The sequence below is a fragment of the Pseudomonas sp. E1MeOHC2 genome, from assembly GCF_058745025.1.
In genome coordinates this window covers 5100718-5120416 of sequence record NZ_CP196675.1, presented here as the reverse complement: position 1 = coordinate 5120416, position 19699 = coordinate 5100718, and the positions used below count along the sequence as shown (strand labels likewise).

At 61.9% G+C, this 19699-nt stretch carries 16 protein-coding genes; 8 read left to right on the top strand and 8 right to left on the bottom strand.

What is annotated here, in order from left to right:
- The first annotated feature begins 34 nt into the window (after nucleotides 1-34).
- On the top strand, nucleotides 35-925 hold the full coding sequence (locus ACSSU5_RS23160) for a universal stress protein (protein WP_492559913.1): 891 nt from the start codon (nucleotides 35-37) through the stop codon (nucleotides 923-925).
- 163 nt (nucleotides 926-1088) lie between these two features.
- Nucleotides 1089-3215 (top strand): TonB-dependent siderophore receptor, encoded by a 2127-nt coding sequence (locus ACSSU5_RS23155; protein WP_492559912.1) that lies wholly within the window; start codon nucleotides 1089-1091, stop codon nucleotides 3213-3215.
- 167 nt (nucleotides 3216-3382) lie between these two features.
- On the opposite strand, the gene ACSSU5_RS23150 is transcribed toward ACSSU5_RS23155, so the two are convergent.
- The 4 genes from ACSSU5_RS23150 to ptrR all read right to left on the bottom strand — a co-directional run bounded on the left by ACSSU5_RS23150 (nucleotide 3383) and on the right by ptrR (nucleotide 6275).
- Complete coding sequence (locus ACSSU5_RS23150) at nucleotides 3383-3904, bottom strand: acyloxyacyl hydrolase (RefSeq protein WP_264313417.1); 522 nt, start codon at nucleotides 3902-3904, stop codon at nucleotides 3383-3385.
- Between the two features lie 150 nt (nucleotides 3905-4054).
- Nucleotides 4055-4801, bottom strand: coding sequence for a phytanoyl-CoA dioxygenase family protein (locus ACSSU5_RS23145; protein ID WP_264313418.1), 747 nt, complete (start codon nucleotides 4799-4801; stop codon nucleotides 4055-4057).
- A gap of 57 nt (nucleotides 4802-4858) precedes the next feature.
- Nucleotides 4859-5302 carry a carboxypeptidase regulatory-like domain-containing protein gene (locus ACSSU5_RS23140; protein WP_264313419.1) on the bottom strand — a complete coding sequence of 148 codons (444 nt, stop codon included), beginning with the start codon at nucleotides 5300-5302 and terminating at the stop codon, nucleotides 4859-4861.
- Nucleotides 5303-5408: 106 nt separating this feature from the next.
- Nucleotides 5409-6275 (bottom strand): putrescine utilization regulator PtrR, encoded by an 867-nt coding sequence (gene ptrR / locus ACSSU5_RS23135; RefSeq protein WP_492561352.1) that lies wholly within the window; start codon nucleotides 6273-6275, stop codon nucleotides 5409-5411.
- 106 nt (nucleotides 6276-6381) lie between these two features.
- Between ptrR and ACSSU5_RS23130 the strand changes: the two genes are divergently transcribed.
- Nucleotides 6382-7767 (top strand): aldehyde dehydrogenase family protein, encoded by a 1386-nt coding sequence (locus ACSSU5_RS23130; protein WP_264313420.1) that lies wholly within the window; start codon nucleotides 6382-6384, stop codon nucleotides 7765-7767.
- Between the two features lie 83 nt (nucleotides 7768-7850).
- On the opposite strand, the gene ACSSU5_RS23125 is transcribed toward ACSSU5_RS23130, so the two are convergent.
- Together ACSSU5_RS23125 and ACSSU5_RS23120 are read right to left on the bottom strand one after the other, a co-directional pair.
- Complete coding sequence (locus tag ACSSU5_RS23125; RefSeq protein WP_492559911.1) at nucleotides 7851-9764, bottom strand: DEAD/DEAH box helicase; 1914 nt, start codon at nucleotides 9762-9764, stop codon at nucleotides 7851-7853.
- A 74-nt stretch (nucleotides 9765-9838) separates the two neighbouring features.
- Nucleotides 9839-10738: a helix-turn-helix domain-containing protein gene (locus ACSSU5_RS23120; RefSeq protein WP_264313422.1), complete on the bottom strand. Its 900-nt coding sequence runs from the start codon at nucleotides 10736-10738 to the stop codon at nucleotides 9839-9841.
- 152 nt (nucleotides 10739-10890) lie between these two features.
- On the opposite strand from ACSSU5_RS23120, the gene ACSSU5_RS23115 reads away from it, so the two are divergent.
- The 4 genes from ACSSU5_RS23115 to ACSSU5_RS23100 all read left to right on the top strand — a co-directional run bounded on the left by ACSSU5_RS23115 (nucleotide 10891) and on the right by ACSSU5_RS23100 (nucleotide 15541).
- Nucleotides 10891-12249 (top strand): glutamine synthetase family protein, encoded by a 1359-nt coding sequence (locus ACSSU5_RS23115; RefSeq protein WP_264313423.1) that lies wholly within the window; start codon nucleotides 10891-10893, stop codon nucleotides 12247-12249.
- 64 nt (nucleotides 12250-12313) lie between these two features.
- Entirely contained in the window at nucleotides 12314-13402 is a 1089-nt protein-coding gene (locus ACSSU5_RS23110; protein WP_492559910.1) for a polyamine ABC transporter substrate-binding protein, read from the top strand.
- A gap of 14 nt (nucleotides 13403-13416) precedes the next feature.
- The gene (locus ACSSU5_RS23105) at nucleotides 13417-14712 is read left to right on the top strand and encodes an NAD(P)/FAD-dependent oxidoreductase (RefSeq protein WP_492559909.1); all 1296 of its coding nucleotides are present in this window, start codon (nucleotides 13417-13419) and stop codon (nucleotides 14710-14712) included.
- A gap of 151 nt (nucleotides 14713-14863) precedes the next feature.
- On the top strand, nucleotides 14864-15541 hold the full coding sequence (locus ACSSU5_RS23100) for a DUF3313 domain-containing protein (RefSeq protein ID WP_264313426.1): 678 nt from the start codon (nucleotides 14864-14866) through the stop codon (nucleotides 15539-15541).
- A gap of 90 nt (nucleotides 15542-15631) precedes the next feature.
- Here the strand turns inward: ACSSU5_RS23100 and ACSSU5_RS23095 are convergent, their stop codons facing one another.
- Entirely contained in the window at nucleotides 15632-17008 is a 1377-nt protein-coding gene (locus ACSSU5_RS23095) for an L-serine ammonia-lyase (protein ID WP_492559908.1), read from the bottom strand.
- A 146-nt stretch (nucleotides 17009-17154) separates the two neighbouring features.
- On the opposite strand from ACSSU5_RS23095, the gene ACSSU5_RS23090 reads away from it, so the two are divergent.
- Nucleotides 17155-18090, top strand: coding sequence for a LysR substrate-binding domain-containing protein (locus ACSSU5_RS23090; protein ID WP_264313428.1), 936 nt, complete (start codon nucleotides 17155-17157; stop codon nucleotides 18088-18090).
- A 34-nt stretch (nucleotides 18091-18124) separates the two neighbouring features.
- Here the strand turns inward: ACSSU5_RS23090 and ACSSU5_RS23085 are convergent, their stop codons facing one another.
- A complete protein-coding gene (locus ACSSU5_RS23085) occupies nucleotides 18125-19540 on the bottom strand; it encodes an undecaprenyl-phosphate glucose phosphotransferase (protein WP_264313429.1) in 1416 nt (471 codons plus the stop codon).
- Between the last annotated feature and the right edge of the window lie 159 nt (nucleotides 19541-19699).

Below are 19699 nucleotides of genomic sequence, written 5' to 3'. Positions count from 1 at the left end.
TGCACCGGGGGGCTTCCACACGCGGAGGTGTGAGATGAGCCAGTTCAAACGATTGTTCGTCATGCTCGGCCCGCAGATGCGCCACACGCCCGCGTTGCAACGCGCGGCGGCATTGGCAGAATCCAGCGGTGCACTACTCGATATCAATGTGTTCGTCGACGATGTCGACACTTTCGGCTTGATGAGCGATGGCCGTGAGCGTGAACGGCTGCTCAGCGACAATCGCCAATGGCTGGCCGATGAAGCCGAGCAAATGGCCGACGCCGGTCTGGATGTGTCCACCGAACTGCTGCTGACTCGCGACCCGTTGGCCAGCGTGATCGAGCGCATCGAACGGCTGGGCTGCGACCTGCTGGTCAAGGACGTGCAGCACGAACCGGTGCTCAAACGCTTGCTGGTAACCCCCCTGGACTGGCAGTTGCTCAAGGACAGCCCGGTCGCCGTGCACCTGGTCAGCGACATCCGCCTGCCCCTGCCCCGGCAAGTCGCCGCGGCGGTAGACCTTAACTGCCATGGCGCGGGCGAGCACCTCGACGAACAGGTGATCCACAGCGCCCATGCCCTGGCCCTGCAGTGCAACGCCGAGCTGCACCTACTGCATGTGTGTGATGCGGCCAAGACGCACATCGCCGACTTTGGCGCCGGCACCGTCACCATGCCCGGTTTCGATGGCAGTGTGCGGACCGCGCAACGTGCGTCGTTCAACCGCCTTGGCGACCATCACCAGGTGCCGTTGGAGCGCAGGCATTTCGTGGAAGGGCCGGCGATTCGTGCGATTGCCCAGTTCGTCAGCCATACACGGGTCGATGTGATCGTCATGGGCAGCCACCGCCACGACGCCATGCAGACCTTCCTGGGCGGCACCACGGCGCATGTGCTGGAGCATCCGCTGTGCAATGTGTTGGCGATCAAGGCGAGGCAGTGAGGCCGTTGGGAGCGGGTTAGCCCGCTCCCAACGGTTGGCCTGCAAGGGTGATAACTGGCACGGGCGCTCCATTTAAAAACAATGCATTTGATAATGATTCGTAGTAGTTTCTCGGCGTTTTCCACCCCTTCTCCTAGCGCCCTACTCCAGGATCGTACCGTCGATGCGTCGCACGTTCGTTTCGCTTTGTGTGCTTCATGCTGTCTCCCCGCTGGCCTGGGCTGAGCCCGACCCGATCAGCGACCCCGCCCGGATCGAACTCCAGGCCTTGAACATTACCGGTAGCGCCGACAGCGAACGTGCCGATGGCCCGGTGGTCGGCTACAAGGCTACCCGTTCAGCCAGTGCCACGCGCACCGACACCGCCCTGCACGAAACCCCGCAATCAGTCAGCGTGGTCCCCAAGGACGTGCTTGAAGACACCGGCGCCACGCGGCTGCAGGATGGCCTGGACTACGCCGGCGGTGTAGGCCGCGCCAACAACTTCGGTGGCCAGGGCCTGACCACCTTCACGGTGCGTGGCTTCACCACGGGCGAGTTCTACCGCAATGGCTTCCCGATCAACCGTGGCTACCCCAATGCCCCCGACGCCAACACCGTCGAGCGCCTGGAAGTGATCCGCGGCCCGGCCACCAGCTTGTATGGCCGGGGCGACCCCGGCGGCACCTTCAACGTGGTCAGCAAGCAACCGCTGGCTGAACGCAACGTTACCCTTGGCAGCCAGATCGATGATCAGGGCATGCACCGCGCCACCCTCGATGCCACTGGCCCGCTGAACGAAGATGGCACGCTCGCCTACCGGCTGAACGTGCTCGGTGAAGGCGGCGAGAGCTTTCGCGATGATGTCGAGAGCGAGCGCTACGACGTCGCGCCCGTGGTCAGTTGGCAGGTCAACGACAGCACCAAAATCGTCTTCGAAGGCGACTTCATGCGCAACAACCACCCGCTGGACCGTGGCCTGACCCGCTATGCCACCCAGGCCGGCAGCGCATCACGCGACACCTACATCTGGGAGAAAGGCAGCGACAATTTGCTGCACAACGACAACAACATGGCCCAGGTGCGCTTCGAGCACCTGCTCAATGACAACTGGACGTTGGCTGGCGGGTTCCAGTTTCTCGATGGCTCGCTCAAGGGCAACGCGGTGGAAGGCAACGGCGCGCCCGTCGATGGCCGTACCCTGCAGCGCAACTTCAACTACCGCAAGCTGGAATGGACCGACCGTGACTGGCAACTGAACCTTACCGGGCATTTCGACACCGGTGGTTTCAGCCACACGCTGCTGACCGGCATCGAGTACGAAAACTACGATTACAACTCGATCATCCAGCGCTCCTCGGCGGCCTACCCAATCGATATCTACGAACCGGTGCTCGGCCAGCCAAGGCCCGCGCTGGCGCGCACCACCACGTGGGACAAAGAGAACCTGCAGACCTGGGCCTTCTTCATCCAGGACCAAGTAGCGTTGACCGAGCGTCTCAAGGCCTTGGCCGGCATACGCTTCGAACGCTTCGAGCACGCGTATGACGACAAGTTGGTCGATACCCGCGATTTCAGCAAAGGCGAGAACGGCGTTACCCCGCGCTTTGGCCTGATCTACGACCTGACCGACACGGTGGCGGTTTATGCCAACACGGCGCGGTCATTCAAGCCCAACAGCGGCACCCCTGCCGGCAGCGGCGGCTTCGACCCCGAGAAGGGTAAATCCTACGAACTGGGCGTGAAGTGGGAAGCGCTCGATCGCCAGCTGAGCGTGGATGCGGCGGTGTACCACATCGTCAAGGAAAACGTGCTGGCACGCGATCCCAACGACCCCTTTGGCATCCTCAACATCGCCGCAGGCGAGGTGCGCAGCCGCGGCCTGGACATCAACATTGCCGGCAACCTCACCCCCGAGTGGCGCGTGATCGGCGGCTACGCCTATGTCGATGCCGAAGTGACCAAGGACACCACCTTGCCGACCGGTACCCGCCTGGCCAACATCCCGCGCAACACTTTCAGCCTGCTGAATACCTACGAATTCCAGGATGGCCTGGCCAAAGGCCTGGGGCTGGGGGTTGGCCTGAAGTACGTGGATGATCGCGCCGGCCAGACAGCCGCGACGACCTATACGATGGAACGCTACAGCGTGGTCGACCTGCTCAGCTTCTACAAGGTCAATGAACACGTGCGGCTGAACCTGGATGTGAAGAACGTCTTCAACAAGGGGTATGACGAAGGGGCGTTCAATAGCTATGTCTACCCGGGGGCACCGCGCACGGTGCAGGCCGGGGTTTCGTACACGTTCTGACTCACCGCGGGCTTTGTGGGATGGCACGGGCTTCGCCCGTGTTCGCGGGGCAAGCCCGCTCCCACAAGGATCGTGCCGTCTTTAGAGATTCGAACAAGACAGTTGCTCACACAGGTTGTGAGCTGCCGCCAGAACGTTGGACCGTTTCAACTAGCCGCTGCAGGTGTTCAGAGCGCCTTGCTGTAGAACAACGCGTACGACTCGATCCCGTCGTTTGGCTGCTTGATGCCCGCGTTGGAGTAATGCATGGCGCGGATGCCCACCTTCTGCGCCCCCGGCAGCTTCAGGCCAAAGCCGATGCGGTCCTCGAAGTTGACCGCAGACCCCAGGCGCTGGTCGCCTACTTCAGTCTTGGAAAACGCCGCCAGGCCAATGCCGGCCTCGATGTAGGGGGTGTAGGTGAAGCCGCTGAATTCGTAGGTGAACACCGGGCTGAATGACAGCGCATGCGCGCCGCTGGCATCGCCGCCTTCCCAATAGGTGTAAGCCGCATCCCAGTAACCGGTCACATATCCGGTACTGCTTTGCAGCCATTTCGTGTCCCAGTCGAACGACAGGCCGATGCGGTAGGTCATGTCGCCTTGGCCGGTGGCGCCCACGGCACCGGATATCTGCGAGGCCTGAGCCAGATTGGCCCCGGCAAAGGCCAGCACTGCAGCGGCCAGCGAAGCAGCGAGACGGGTTTTCATCAATGACATCTCCTGATGGTCTACACGGCAAGTGGGGGCTTGAGCCCCTCGATCTTGTGCGGTGACCGGCGCATCCAGACCGGTCACACGAGGTAATACTTTTCTGATTATTGTCCAGATAATCAGAAAGTTGAAAGCTATTTGCCACTATCAGTCGTACGCCGCCTCTTCGTGTTCGCCCAACAGTCGCCGCTGCCTGGGTGTGGCCTCTTGCAGTACGTGCGGGTTGAATTGCCAATGCAGGTACGGTGAGAACTTCTGCGCCACCATGCGCCGGCCGTAATGCACTTGCAGCATGTCGCGCTCACGGGACTGCGTGCAATTGGCGCCGCCGCTATGCCAGACATCACTGCGAAACACCAGGGCATCGCCCGCCTTGCACAACACCGGATGCGCTTCACGCCCTTGCCATTGCGCTTCGCCCGCCTGCGGTGGGCGAGCGGCACGATGGCTGCCCGGTACGATCCAGGTCGGGCCGATGCTGTGATCGATATCACTGAGGTACAGCTGCACGGTCAGTATCTGCATGGGCTGGGTAAAGGCCCCTCGCTCACTGATCCAGGCAGGCAACTGCATGGGCAGGTGGTCCAGGTGCAGCCCCATGCCGGGATAGCCGGGGTGGCTACGCCAGGCCGTTTGGCCGATCACGTGGCAGTCCTCGCCCAGCGCCGCCTCAGCCAGGTTTATCAGGGGTGGAAGATCAAGAAACGGCAGCCACAAAGGGTTGCGGTTGAACACGCATTTGTAGTGTTCGAGCAGCCCTTGGTAGTCCCAATGAATCGGCTGCAGGTCATCGATGGCGCAGCGCAGCAGCGCGATGCGCAGAGGTTCGAGCACACCGGGGATCAATACGAAACCCCGCTCGTCCAACATCTCCAGTTGCAGATCCAGGCTCATGGCGATGCGCTCCTGTGCGGCAGGAGTACAAATGTACTCCCACCCGGATTGTGCCCTTCAACGCCAATGCAGGTTGACCGTGGCGGGCGCTTTGCCGTCTACGGCCACCTGCTGCTGTACCGTCTCACCTTGGGCGTTGCCGGTGACTTTGTAATGGCCCGGCGGCAACTGCACATACAGCAGCGGGCCTACATCTGTAACACTGAGCACGGGTTGGCCCTGTGCGCTCTGGATGTCGACAGTGGCACCGCTCTGAAACTCGTTGCCGGGGCCTGCCGAGAGTTCGACGTGCAAGTCATAGCCTTTGGTCTTGCGCAGGGCATTGGCTTCATCCTGGCCGATACCGCCTTGCAGGTAACGGACGCCGTTCTGCTCTTGCTCTTGCAACTGGACGGCCTGCATGTTGATAGGCGCATTGAGGTCGGCAGCCGCCGCCAGCGTCCAGGGCAAGGCCAGGGTGAACAGCAGCGCCGCGCCAAGGGCGTAGTGATGATTACGCATGGTAGAACCCTCCTTCTGAGGATGGTTTACCTATTATCCGATCCTCTGGGGGCGCTAGCGTTTGTGCTGATGCGTGGTCGTCAGCTGAGTTGCCGCCCCACCCGGTTCAACTGCCGCGCTGCTCTTCCAACAACTTCACAAACATGCTCAAACTGCGCGAAACAGTTCCTCTTCGCCACACCAGCCAGGTCTTCAAATAACGAAAATCCTCCGTCATCGGCCAGGCACTGACCGTGCTGCACCCCGGCATGTTGTCGAGCATGCTCCGCGGCATCATGGCCAGCCCGGCGCCGGCGCTCACACACGCCAGCATCCCGTGATAAGACTCCATCTCATGGATCTTGCCTGGCACCGCCTGGTCCTGCACAAACCAGTTCTCGAAATGATGGCGGTACGAGCAGTTGGCGCGAAACGCGTAGATGCTCTCCCCGTTGACATCCTGGGCCCGGCTCACCGGCGCATGGTTTAGCGGCGCGATGACCATCATCTCTTCCTCGAACACTGGCATGCCCTCAAGCGTCGGATGCAGCAGCGGCCCATCAACGAACGCCGCAACCAGGCGCCCGGACAACACCCCTTCGAGCATGGTCCCTGAAGGCCCGGTCGAGAGGTCCAGGTCGACCTTGGGATAGCGCTGGTTGTATGCCGCCAACAACGCCGGGATACGCACCGCCGCCGTGCTTTCCAGCGAGCCCAGGGCAAAGGTGCCCTGTGGGTCTTCGCCCGCCACGGTCAACCGCGCCTCGTGCACCAGGTCGAGAATACGCCGGGTGTACTCAAGAAAATTCCAGCCCGCTGGCGACAGGCGCAAGCGGCTTTTTTCGCGGATGAACAGCTCTACCCCCAAGTCTTCCTCCAACTGCTTGATACGCGTGGTCAGGTTCGAGGGCACCCGATGGATATGCTGCGCGGCGGCACTGATGCTGCCCTGCTCGGCCACTGCCTTGAAGATTTCCAGTTGCACCAGGTCCACAGTCATTCTCCAAACGTGAATGTTTCGCTCATTATTATTCAGTTTTCATTAAATCCCTACCCCACTAGTCTGGCGTCACTGATTAACAACAACGAGAGTGTCCGCCATGAGCGCGATCAGCAGCCTGACCCATGCCATCTCCCTCGACCCGCACAGCGGCGAGCAGATTGGCGCCTACCCCTTCGATACCGACGCCGCACTGGAAGCGGCGCTGCAACGTGCCAAGGTAGGCTATGGCCAATGGCGTCTGGTGTCGCTGGGTCAGCGCAGCGAATACCTGCTTGCCCTGGCCAGCACCCTCGAAAGCAAAGCCGAAGCGTTTGCACAAATGATCAGCCGGGAAATCGGCAAGCCGATCACCCAGGCCCGTGGCGAAGTGAGCAAGTGTGTCGGGCTGTGCCGCTGGTACGCCGAGCACGGCCCGGCCATGCTGGCAGCGGAGCCGACGCAGATCGAAAAAGCGCGCATCGAGTACCGCCCGCTGGGCCCGATCTTGGCCGTGATGCCGTGGAACTTCCCGATCTGGCAGGTACTGCGTGGCGCCGTGCCGGCGATCCTCGCCGGTAACACCTACGTGCTCAAGCACGCCCCGAACGTCATGGGCAGTGCCTATTTGCTGGGCGAACTGTTCAAGGATGCCGGCCTGCCTGAAGGCGTTTTCGAAGTACTGAACGTGACCCCGGACGGTGTCACTCGCGCCATCAACGACCCGCGCATTGCCGCCGTGACGCTGACCGGCAGCGTGCGCGCTGGCATGGCGATCGGTGCCCAAGCCGGCGCCGCCCTGAAGAAGTGCGTGCTGGAGCTGGGTGGGTCCGACCCATTCATCGTCCTGGCCGACGCCGACCTGGATGCCGCGGTCAAGGCCGCTGTCATCGGCCGCTACCAGAACACCGGCCAGGTCTGCGCCGCAGCCAAGCGCCTGATCGTCGAAGAGAGCATCGCTGATGCGTTCACCCTCAAGTTCGTCGAGGCAACGCGCCAGTTGAAAGTCGGGAACCCGCTGGAAGACGACACCTACATCGGCCCGATGGCCCGTTACGACCTGCGCGACGAACTCGATGGCCAGGTTCAGGCGACCCTCGCCGAAGGCGCCACCCTGCTGCTGGGTGGCAACAAGGTCGAAGGCGTGGGCAACTTCTACGCACCGACCGTGTTCGCCAACGTCACCCCGGAAATGACGGCGTTCAAACAGGAGCTGTTCGGGCCGGTGGCGGCGATCATCACCGCGCGGGATGCCGACCATGCGGTGGCGCTGGCCAACGACAGCGAGTTCGGCTTGGCGGCGACCATTTACACGGCCGACTACGCCCTGGCCGAGCGCATGACTGCGGCGCTGGATACCGGTGGCGTGTTCATCAACGGTTACTGCGCATCCGACCCCCGCGTCGCCTTCGGTGGCGTGAAGAAGAGCGGTTTTGGCCGTGAGCTGTCGCACTTTGGTGTGCGGGAATTCACCAACGCACAGACGGTGTGGCTGGACCGTAACTGAGGCCCTAAGCTGCGTTTCGCGGTCTTTTGTAGGAGCGGCCTTGCCGGGGCGCTCCTACAGGGTCCGCGTGCGAGCTAGGGCCTTCAGTCCCTGACCTGGTCCTTGACCCAGTCGAGCATCCCCCCCGGCACGATCAACTCATGCCGTGCCCGCGAACAAGCGGTATACAGGCCCGCCAGCATCCGCGCCCGTTCGTTGCGATTGCCCGCCGTCACCGGCGTGACCATCAGCTCCGGTGACACCATCACCCGGGCGAACTCCATGTTCTTCACGTCCCGCACCCGCCCCAAAAACAGCTTGGGCGCCTTGTCCCAGCGATAACGGCTCTTGGCCTTGGCAAAATGCTCTGGCGTGTAGCCCTTGCGCAGCATGTTCGCCACCGCCACGAAGGCCTTGTCATCGCCCTTGTCCTGCTCCAGCGCCTGCCAGCTGGCATAGCGGAACAACATGGGGTGACGCGGCCGGGTGCCGTAGCGGTACAGCTCGATGCAGTCCTCGACGAACAGCTCGAAATCCTTGCGCGCACTTTTGAGCAGCACAAACGGCACACCTTGGTGAGTGAGACGCTGGAACCAGCCGAACAGGCCCCATTCGTCATCGACGATCAGCGCCGTGGGCTGTTCGGGTACTGTGACGGTGTCGAAGAAGCTGACCCGGGTGTAGTGCTCTGCACTGCCACTGAACGCCGCCTGGATCTTGGCCGGGTGCGCCTGAATCAATGGGTTGAGGACGTTGTCCATCGCAGGCCCGGCGCGCAGCGAATGGTCGATATAGCGCTGACGGATGAAGCCACCGTGGTGTGGGCTCAGGCCATTGAGGTTCTGCAACTCGTCACCCAAGGCGATGATCGACTGCGGGCTGCGGTCCAGCACGGCGAGCATCGGTGCCGACAGTTCATGGGCCTCATCGACGATGACGTGGGTGTACCGGCTGTCGATCACCTCCAGTGTCAACGACAGCAGTTTGACCCGGTGGTAGTCACGCACCGGCAGTTGAATATCGCGCGCTGAAGGGCGAATCAGCTCTTGCCAGTACAACCGGGCCTTTTCCAGCAGCACTTCCTGATCCAGCGGTGACGTGCCAGGGCCCGCCCAGGGCAGGTGGTGCAGCTCGATCTGGGTATCGCCGGTTCGGCAGAAGCTGCGCACGGCCTTGATACACAAGGCAACGACATCGCGGGCGGCCAGCGGGCCGATATCGGGGATATTCAACCACTTCACCACCTGCGCTTCCTGCGGGCGCCAGGACAGCTTGGTGCGATACGGGTCGCGCAAGCGCCAACCGTTACTGGTGAGGTCACGGTTCAGAATCTCGTCTGCCAGTTGGCCGAAGGTCAGCGCGGTGTAAGCCTGAGCATCCTTGACGCGTGCCTGCAAGGCGCGCAACTGGCCCTCGGTCAACGCCAGCAACAGCGTGCGCTGGGGATCGAGCAAGCGGGCGAACTGGTGGATCAAGAAAGTCTTGCCGGTTCCAGCGAAACCTTGCACCGCAACAGACTCGTCGACACCTGACAGAAACTCGCGCAGCAGGCGGTTTTGTTGATCGCTCAGCAATAGATCGCTGGCCAACGATGGCAGGTAGACCGGGTGTAGCGGCGTGACCTGTTGCCGGTAGCTATCGGCAAACTGGAAATTCCACTGGCCTTCGGCATCGTGCAAGTCCTCGACGTCGTACTCGACCTCGGCAGACAACAGACCGATGCCATTCTCACCCAGCATGCCAAGGCCCATGGCGAACGCCTCGCGGTCGAAGTGCTGCGCCACCTGGCCCTGAAAGCGGCCCGGTGCGGCGATTTCGACTTCGTTGGCGATACGCACGATTTCAGCGAAACGCCGCTCCTGCGCGTCTGCCGTTGCGGTGGCGGGCTGGCGCGGCAGGTTCTGCACGAACAGCACCGCCGCGGCCTCCATTAAGCTGGCAGTCGGGAAAAAATCGCGGGCGGTGGGCTCGCTGGCAAGGCGGTCGGCTTGGTCGCTGGGCAATGGCAGGTAGAACATCGGGACCTCGGGTGGAAACAGGTCGGCACGATAGCAACTTTCCGTGGGGGGTGCTGGACTGCGTGTTGCTGCCCTCAGCCCCTGCCCCGCTTCAGGGTCTCGCTCGGCAACTCCTTGAACAGCTGCCGGTAACTCTCGGAAAACCGCCCCAGATGCCAGAACGACCAGCGCATGGCCACCTCCGCCACCGTCACATCCCCCTGGCGCAACAAGTCTCGGCGCGTGCCATTGAGCCGCCGCAGCCGCAGCCAGTGCGCCGGCGGCATACCGGTGAAGGCCTTGAACGCCTGCTGCAACTGGCGCAGAGAAACACCGGCCACATCGGCCAACGCCATCAGATTGAGCGTTTCTTCGGGGCAATCCGCCGCCCACTCACTGACCCGGCGCATGATCTCGCGTGCTTCACTTCGCCTCCCCAGCGCACCGCCGTCCAGCCGCTGGCAGGCGCTGTCGAGGATGAACAGGCAATCTTCAAGCAGTTGCTCTGCCAGCGCCTCGCCCTGCAGCGGGCAATCGGCTTTGCCCAGGCGGGTCAAGGTGGCGCTCAGCCAACTGCCGAACAACGCGTTCTGGCCACTGCCCAACGGCACCATGAACAACCCTTCAAGGCGCTGTGGATCGAGGCCATGGCGAGCCAGGAACGCCTGGTCGAACACCACCGCCACTTCTTCGTAGTTTTCCGGGGTGATCCAGATATTGCGGCTCTGCTCGTTGAGCAGGTAAAGGCTGTTTTCACTGCGGTCGAAGCAGAACGCCAGCGACCCGCTTGGGGGGCGGAAGAACTGCTCGACACGGGTATTCAGACGTTCTTCATACACCTCCACGCCATCGAGCCCCAGGCAACGCAGTTCACCGCTGAAATGCCCCGGCGACATTTGCCGGTACTGCTGTTGCCAGCCGGGGGTGGCACGCACCTGTTCAGTGACATCGGTGGTGTGGAAAGCCTGGACCTGCAAGGCATTGAGCGTTGTCACGCATTGTCCTGTATGCACTCTTTTGGTGCATTGATTGCCGAATAAAGTGGATAGATTGCCCCTGGGGGCTGCGACCAAGATAGTCTCCAGCGCGTCACCTGGGAAGCCACCCGCTCCTGCCGCGCACACAAAAACCCAACCAAGAGGTCTGTATGAACGCCCCCTTCGATCAGCTGTCCACGTGGCTGAAAGAACACCGGATCACCGAAGTCGAATGCGTGATCAGCGACCTGACCGGCATCGCCCGCGGCAAGATCGCACCGACCGCCAAGTTTCTTCACGAGCGCGGCATGCGCCTGCCTGAAAGCGTGCTGCTGCAGACGGTCACCGGCGACTACGTTGACGACGACATCTACTACAGCCTGCTCGATGCCGCCGACATCGACATGGTGTGCCGCCCGGACCCATCCGCGGTGTACCAGATCCCCTGGGCAATCGAGCCGACCGCAATCGTTATTCACGACACCTTCGACAAGCAAGGCAACCCCATCGAGCTGTCGCCGCGCAACGTCTTGAAAAAGGTGCTCAAGCTGTACGCCGATCAAGGCTGGCAGCCGATCGTCGCACCAGAGATGGAGTTCTACCTGACCAAGCGCTGCGAAGACCCAGACCTGCCGCTGCAGGTACCGCTGGGCCGTTCGGGCCGCGCCGAGAGCGGTCGCCAATCGTTCTCGATCGATGCCGCCAACGAATTCGACCCGCTGTTCGAAGACGTCTATGACTGGTGCGAACTGCAGGGCCTGGACCTGGACACGCTGATCCATGAAGACGGCCCGGCGCAGATGGAGATCAACTTCCGCCACGGCGACGCCCTGGACCTTGCCGACCAGATCACCGTGTTCAAGCGCACCATGCGCGAAGCGGCGCTCAAGCACAACGTGGCGGCCACCTTCATGGCCAAGCCGATCACTGACGAACCCGGCAGTGCCATGCACCTGCACCAGAGCGTGGTGGACATCGCAACCGGCAAGCCTGTGTTCGCCAATGAAGATGGCAGCATGAGCGAGCTGTTCCTGCACCACATCGGCGGTTTGCAGAAGTACATCCCCAAGCTGCTGCCGATGTTCGCGCCGAACGTCAACTCGTTCCGCCGCTTCCTGCCGGACACCTCAGCACCGGTCAACGTCGAATGGGGCGAAGAAAACCGCACCGCCGGCTTGCGCGTGCCGACCTCGAGCCCCGACGCGATGCGCGTGGAAAACCGCCTGCCGGGCGCCGATGCCAACCCTTACCTGGCCATCGCCGCCAGCCTGCTGTGTGGCTACCTGGGTATGGTCGAGAAGATCGACCCGAGCGCGCCGGTGCAGGGCCGGGCTTACGAGCGACGCAACCTGCGCCTGCCGATCACCATCGAAGATGCCCTGCAGCACATGGAAGACTGCGAGACCGTGCAGCGTTACCTGGGCAAGCAGTTCGTCCAGGGCTATGTAGCGGTCAAGCGTGCCGAGCACGAGAACTACAAACGGGTGATCAGCTCCTGGGAGCGTGAATTCCTGATGCTCAGCGTTTGATTGCCCGGGGCGCGTTGCGCCCCACTTGCACCGAACCCAAGAACAAGACCAACGAGGTGTCGACATGCGTCATCTGCAATCCCTGGTTCCCGCTGCATTCACATTACTGTTCGGCGCTGCCGCCCAAGCCGCACCGACCGTCAGCGTGTACAACTGGACCGACTACATCGGTGACACGACCCTGGCCGACTTCCAGGCCAGCAGTGGGATCAAGGTGGTCTATGACGTGTTCGATTCCAACGAAACCCTGGAGGGAAAACTGCTGGCCGGACGCACCGGCTACGACGTGGTGGTGCCTTCGAACCACTTCCTCGCCCGGCAAGCCCAGGCTGGCGCCTTCTTGCCGCTGGACCGCAGCAAACTGCCCAACTGGAAGCACCTGGACCCAAAACTGCTCAAACAGCTTGAGCAGAATGACCCCGGCAACCAGTACGCCGTGCCCTACCTGTGGGGCACCAACGGCATCGGCTACAACGTCGACAAGGTCAAGGCCGCACTGGGTATCGACCACATCGACTCTTGGGCGGTGCTGTTCGAGCCCGAAAACTTGAAAAAACTCAAGCAGTGCGGCGTGGCCTTCATGGACTCGCCCGACGAGCTGTTCCCGGCGATCCTCAACTACCTGGGCATGGACCCGCGCAGCGAAAAGCCCGCGGACTACGCCAAGGCTGAAGCCCGCCTGCTCGAACTGCGGCCCTACATCACCTACTTCCACTCCTCCAAGTATGTCTCGGACCTGGCCAACGGCGATGTCTGCGTGGCCTTCGGCTACTCCGGCGACGTGTTTCAGGCCGCCAACCGCGCAGTGGAAGCGAACAACGGCGTCAAGGTTGCGTACAGCATTCCCAAGGAAGGCAGCAACCTGTGGTTCGACCTGCTGGCCATCCCCAAGGACGCCAGCAACCCGGACCAGGCCCTGGCGTTCATCAACTACCTGCTTGAGCCCCCGGTAATCGCCAAGGTCAGTGCCACGGTTGGCTATGCCAACGCCAACCCCGACGCCCAGGCCTACATGGATGCATCCCTGGTGAACAACCCTGAGGTCTATCCACCCCAGCAAGTGCTGGACAAGCTGTACATCTCCAGCACGCCAAGCCCCCAGATCATGCGCGTGATGACCCGCTCCTGGAGCAAGATCAAGTCCAACCGCTGAGCCGAGAACGCACCATGCCTTTCGATACCCTGCACACCGCTTCGTACTACGCCGCCACGGCACGCGACACGGCGCCCTACCCCAGCCTGGACGGCGAACTGACGGCCGATGTCTGCGTGGTTGGCGGCGGCCTGACCGGGGTCAATACCGCACTGGAGCTTGCCGAACGCGGTCTTTCGGTGATCCTGCTCGAAGCCCGGCGCATCGGCTGGGGTGCCAGCGGGCGCAATGGCGGCCAGCTGATTCGTGGCATCGGCCATGACGTCAGTGGTTTTACCCGCTATGTCGGCCAGGACGGCGTCCGTTACCTGCAACAGGCCGGCATCGATTCGGTCGCGTTGGTGGCCAGGCGCATCGAGCAGTACGGCATTGCCTGCGACCTGCGTTGGGGCTTCTGCGAACTGGCCAACACCCCCGCCCAATTTGCCGCCTTCAAAGCTGAACAGGAGGACCTGGCCGCGCTGGGTTACCGCCCCGAAACACGCCTGGTCAGCCCCGAGCACCTGCACCAGATCGTCGCCAGCGACCAGTACGCCGGTGGCCTGGTAGACATGGGCTCAGGCCATCTGCACCCACTGGACCTGGTGCAGGGCGAGGCACGCGCGGCCGTAGGCCTGGGCGTACGCATCTTCGAGCAGAGCCCGGTGCTACGCATCGAGCATGGCCCCACCGTGACCTTGCATACCGCCCGAGGCAAGGTCAGGGCACACAGCCTGGTGCTTGGCTGCAACGCGCACCTCGATGAACTGGAACCGCGCCTGAGCGGCAAGGTGCTGCCAGCCGGCAGCTACGTGGTGGCCACCGAGCCGCTGCCTGAAGCGCTCGCCAGCACCCTGATCCCGCAGAACATGGCGCTGTGCGACCAGAAGGTCGGCCTGGACTACTACCGCCTCACCGCCGACCGCCGTTTGTTGTTCGGTGGCGCCTGCCATTATTCCGGTCGCGACCCCAAGGACATCGCCGCCTACATGCGACCGAAAGTGCTCAAGGTGTTCCCGCAACTGGCCGAAGTGCGCATCGATTACCAATGGGGCGGCATGATCGGCATCACGGCCAACCGTTTCCCCCAGGTTGGGCGGCTGAGCCAGCACCCGAACGTCTACTACGCCCAAGGCTACTCGGGGCACGGGCTGAACGTGACCCACTGGACAGCCAAGCTGCTGGCCGAGGGCATTGCGGTTGGCCACAGCCACGGGCTGGACGTGTTCAGTGCGGTACCGCACCTGACCTTCCCGGGCGGCAAGGCGCTGCGCTCACCGCTGCTGGCGTTGGGGATGTTGTGGTATCGGTTGCGCGAGGTGTTGGGGTAGTGCTTGCCTTGAGGGGTGTTGCGCCTGTGAAATCCACCATCAACCACCTCTCAACCAGCCCCCCCTCTCCAAGAAATCCCCTGACCACTGGCCAACTGCTCCGCACCTGCTAGCGTTGTTCTGGCCGACCTCTCATGGATGCGCCTTCATCATGAAATCACTGTCTCGCATTACCCTGTTGTGCGCCGCACTGCTTGCCGTGGCCGCCTGCTCCAGCAATCGCGTGGACCCCAAGGATTATTCCGGCTTCCTCAAGGACTACAGCCGGTTGCAAGAAGCCAAGAGCCCATCGGGTGACCCGGTGATGCGCTGGATCGACCCCAAGGTCAATATCAACCAGTACAGCCAGGTGTTCATCGAGCCCAGCCAGTTCTACCCCAAGCCACAGCCGACAGCGGTGATCTCGCAGCAGACGCTGCAGGAAATCACCCGCTACTTCAATGAAGCCCTGCGCCGTGAAATTGGCAGCGTGATGCCCTTGGCCAAGGGGCCTGGCCCAGGTGTGATCGTGGTGCGCCCGGCGATCACGGCGGTATCTACCAGCAATGAAGGCCTCAAGCCCTATGAAGTGATCCCCATCGCGCTTATTTCGGCAGGTGTGAACACCGCCATGGGCGGACGTGATCAGGACGTGGATGTCGGCGTGGAGGCGGCGTTTCTGGACGGTAGCAGCCAGAAAGTGCTGGCCCAGGTGGTACGCAAAGGCGCGGGCCAAGAACTGGAGAACGATACCCAGAAGCTGACCCTGAATGACGTCAAGCCGGTGCTGGATGGCTGGGCCAAGGACATGCGTGCCAGCTTCATTGAAGCCAAGCAGAAAGCCCGCTAATCCGGCCCTGACTTCATTGGTTAACGCAATCTGTTGTAGGAGCGGCCTTGTGTCGCGAGGGGGCGCTCCTACAGTTGACCGCGTTAAAACTCAGCACTCAACAAAAGCTACTGCCAGACCGCCGCGCGAGGTTTCCTTGTAGTTCGAATGCATGTCCGCACCGGTGTCACGCAGGGTGCGGATAACCTGATCGAGCGAGATAAAGTGCTCGCCGTCACCGCGCAAGGCCATTTGCACCGCGTTGATCGCCTTGACCGCGGCAATCGCGTTGCGCTCGATGCACGGTACCTGCACCAGCCCCCCGACCGGGTCGCAGGTCAGGCCCAGGTTGTGCTCCAGGGCAATCTCGGCGGCGTTTTCCAGTTGTGGTGGCGTAGCCCCCAGCACCTCGGCCAGGCCGGCCGCCGCCATTGAGCACGCCGACCCGACTTCGCCCTGGCAACCGACTTCGGCACCGGAAATGGAAGCGTTGGTCTTGCACAGGATGCCGACCGCAGCCGCAGCGAGCAGGAACCTCACGACATCGTCGTCGCAGGCATCCGGGTTGAACTTCATGTAGTAGTGCAGCACGGCGGGGATAATACCTGCCGCACCGTTGGTGGGCGCCGTCACCATGCGCCCGCCGGCGGCGTTTTCTTCGTTCACCGCCAGGGCAAAAAGGTTGACCCATTCCATGGCGCTCAGGGTCGAGCCGATGACGTTCGGTTTGCCCAGCTCCTGCAGGCTGCGGTGCAAACGCGCGGCGCGGCGCTTGACCTTCAGCCCGCCCGGCAGAATGCCCTCGTTGCGCAGGCCATTGTCGACGCACTCACGCATCGCCGCCCAGATGCGCAACAGGCCTTCGCGCACCTCGGCTTCCGGGCGCCAGGCGCATTCGTTGGCCAGCATCAGCTGGGCGACACTCAACCCGTGAGCCTTGCACAGCGCCAACAGCTCAGCCGCACTGGCAAACGGATACGGCTGGTAGACTGCATCCGCTTCGCTCTGGGGGGCATCGACCTCACCCTGCTCGACGATGAAACCACCGCCCACCGAATAGTAAGTCTGGCTGAACAGGCTGCCCTGCCCGTCCAGCGCTTCAAGGGTCATCGCGTTCGGGTGATACGGCAGGCTCTGGTCTAGCAACAGCATGTCGCGGGTGTAGTTGAACGCCAGCGGGTGGCTGCCATCGAGCATCAGGCATTGCTCCTGCATCAACTGGTCGATACGCGGCTCGATGGTGGCAGGGTCGATCCGGTCCGGCCACTGCCCCATCAGCCCGAGCAGGCATGCGCGGTCGGTAGCATGGCCGACGCCAGTAGCCGACAACGAGCCATACAGCCGCACCTCGACGCGGCTTACCTGGGCCAGCAGGCCACGTTCGCGCAGGGCCTGGGCAAAGGTCGCCGCTGCCCGCATCGGGCCCACGGTGTGGGAGCTTGAGGGGCCGATGCCAATTTTGAAGAGGTCGAAAACACTGATAGCCATACTAATGCCTGACCGTATTGGGCAGAATCGCCAATGCACGGTTCTTTAGGAAAATTGAACGCTACTGCGAAGTTGAGCGATACTGACCTGCTCCCGCAAGGATGACCAACGAAACTTCCTAAGCAAGGCTTTAGTGGTACTAAACGATGCGACGACAACTCAATGGCCAGATGTTCGTCTGGCTGCATGTGTTCTCCTGTGCGGCCCGGCATTTATCGTTCACCCGCTGCGCCGAAGAGCTGCACATCACCCCTGGGGCAGTCAGCCAGCAGATGCGCCAGCTGGAGGAACGGCTGGGCTATCGCTTGTTCCTGCGCCGCGCACGCGGCGTCGAACTCAGCGCCGAAGGCCAACGCCTGGCGCAAACAGTGGCAGAAGCCTATGGCAGCATCGAGGCCGAGCTGCTGCGCCTGGACGCCGGTGAGATCCGCGGCACCCTGCGCCTGCGCTCTATTCCATCATTCCTGGCCAAATGGCTGACCCCGCGCTTGCCGCGCTTTCAGCAGCGGTATCCGGACATCGAGCTGCGGCTGGTGGCCGAAGACAGCGCCCAGGCACTGCACCCGGGCGACTTCGACCTGGCCATCGACCTGAACGATGGCAGCTACCCCGGCATGCTGTCGACGCCGCTGCTGGACGAGCAGATCTTTCCCGTCTGCTCCCCCACGTTGCTGCGCGGCCGGCCACCGCTGCACGGGCCGGCAGACCTGACGCATTACCCCCTGCTGCACGACATCACCGCCTGGCGGGGCGCCTCGGAGTACGCCGAGTGGGAGTTCTATCTGGAGGGTATCGGTGCGGGCGGCCTGGACGTGCGGCGGGGGCATACCTTCAACCGCAACCACCTGACCATCGAAGCGGCGATTGCCGGCGTTGGCGTGGCGATCGCGCGGCGCACCCTGCTCAACGATGAACTGGAACGGGGCGCGCTGATCGTGCCGTTCGGGGTGGCGATCGCCAACCACAAGCGCTACGTGGTGCATTACCCGCCGGGCGGGCTGACCCAGCCGGGCGCCCGTGCGGTGCATGACTGGCTGGTGGAAGAAGCTCGCGGGTTCAGGGAGTTGCACCCGCTAAGTTGAGGGCCTGCCCTGGGGCTGCTCTATACAGCCCCAGCTAATAGGCCTGCTTGCCGGTAAACGCATTGAGCGTGCGCACCAAAATGACAAAGTCGAGCCACAGCGACCAGTTGTTGATGTACTCGATATCCGAGTCGACCCGTTGGATCATCTGCTCAATGTCTTTGGTTTCACCCCGGAACCCCCGCACCTGCGCCAGGCCTGTCATGCCGGGCTTGATATTATGCCGCGCAAAGTAATCGACAATATCCTGCGAATACAGCGTGTCGTGCTGAAGTGCATGCGGGCGCGGCCCCACCAGCGACATCTCGCCAGTCAACACATTAAACAATTGCGGCAACTCATCCAGGCTGGTCTTGCGAATAAAGGCGCCCACCCGCGTGAGGCGCGGGTCATTCTTCTGAGCCTGTTTGACCACATCATTTTCCGGTTGATGAACATGCATGCTGCGGAACTTCCAGATGCGGAAGGATTCCCCGGTCCAGCCCATCCGTACCTGCCTGAAAAACACCGGGCCGCGGCTGTCGATCTTGATGGCAATGGCCACCGCCAACAACACGGGCGATGCACACAGCAAAATCAGTGCTGCCAGCACCCTGTCTTCGAGGTTTTTCAGAAATAGACTCATGCCGGTCAACGGCGTTTCCGACAGGGTCAACACCGGAATCCCTGCGATTTCCCGCACGCTGTGATTGATCAGCCGCAACGAAAAAATATCCGGCACCCAATTAACCGCGATGCACTTGTCGAGCAACTTCAAGTACACGTCATTAATCACTTCGGAGCCACCCAGCGGGGTCACCAGGTACACGGTGCGAATGGCGTGCTTGGCAACAATCTCGTCCAGGTCGGTGACATGCCCCAGTACCGGCAGGCGCTGCTTTGCGTCGGCCCCGCCCTGCTCTGCCACATCGTTTATCAGCACACACCCCAGCACGCGCTCACCGAACCAGGGGTTGTTGCTTATCTTCTGATGAAGGAAATTGGCAAGGTCGCCGGCCCCGATAATCAGTGCGTTATCCAGCCGGGCGTGTGCGGTAAACCGTTTTTGCAGTTCACGCACGGCAACGTGCAAGAACAACTGAACGAAATAACCAATGATAAATAACTGCACCACCAACAACCGCGAATAGGTTTCGCTCTGTTTGGTAAGAAACGCCATGACGACCAGAAAACAAAAAGTTGCAGACCAGGCCTTGAACAACCTGAACGCCTTGATCGACAAGCCGACGTTCGTTCGATAAATTGCATAGTGGTCGTAAATAACGGCCAATGCACCAATCAACAAAAGCAGCATGATCACATAATCTGAAGTAATGTGACCGAATTGATCATAGATCAAGTACCACGCGACCCCGGTTACTGCAATCCCATCAAGACCTGCCTGAATGGCGTTACTCACGTTACTTCTGCGCTGAAGCAACGAACGACTGCTTCTGGGTTCGAGAACCATTTCAGACCTCATTAATTTGAGCGTAGCAAGTGCCTTGCAAACTTACTCCAACAATCAATAACCGTCTTTGAATGTGACCGTGTACAGTGAATAACCCCCGCCGCCTCCCCACGGCTGCTTGCTATCACTGTAGCAGTCGCTCACCCGCGCGGCGGTCGG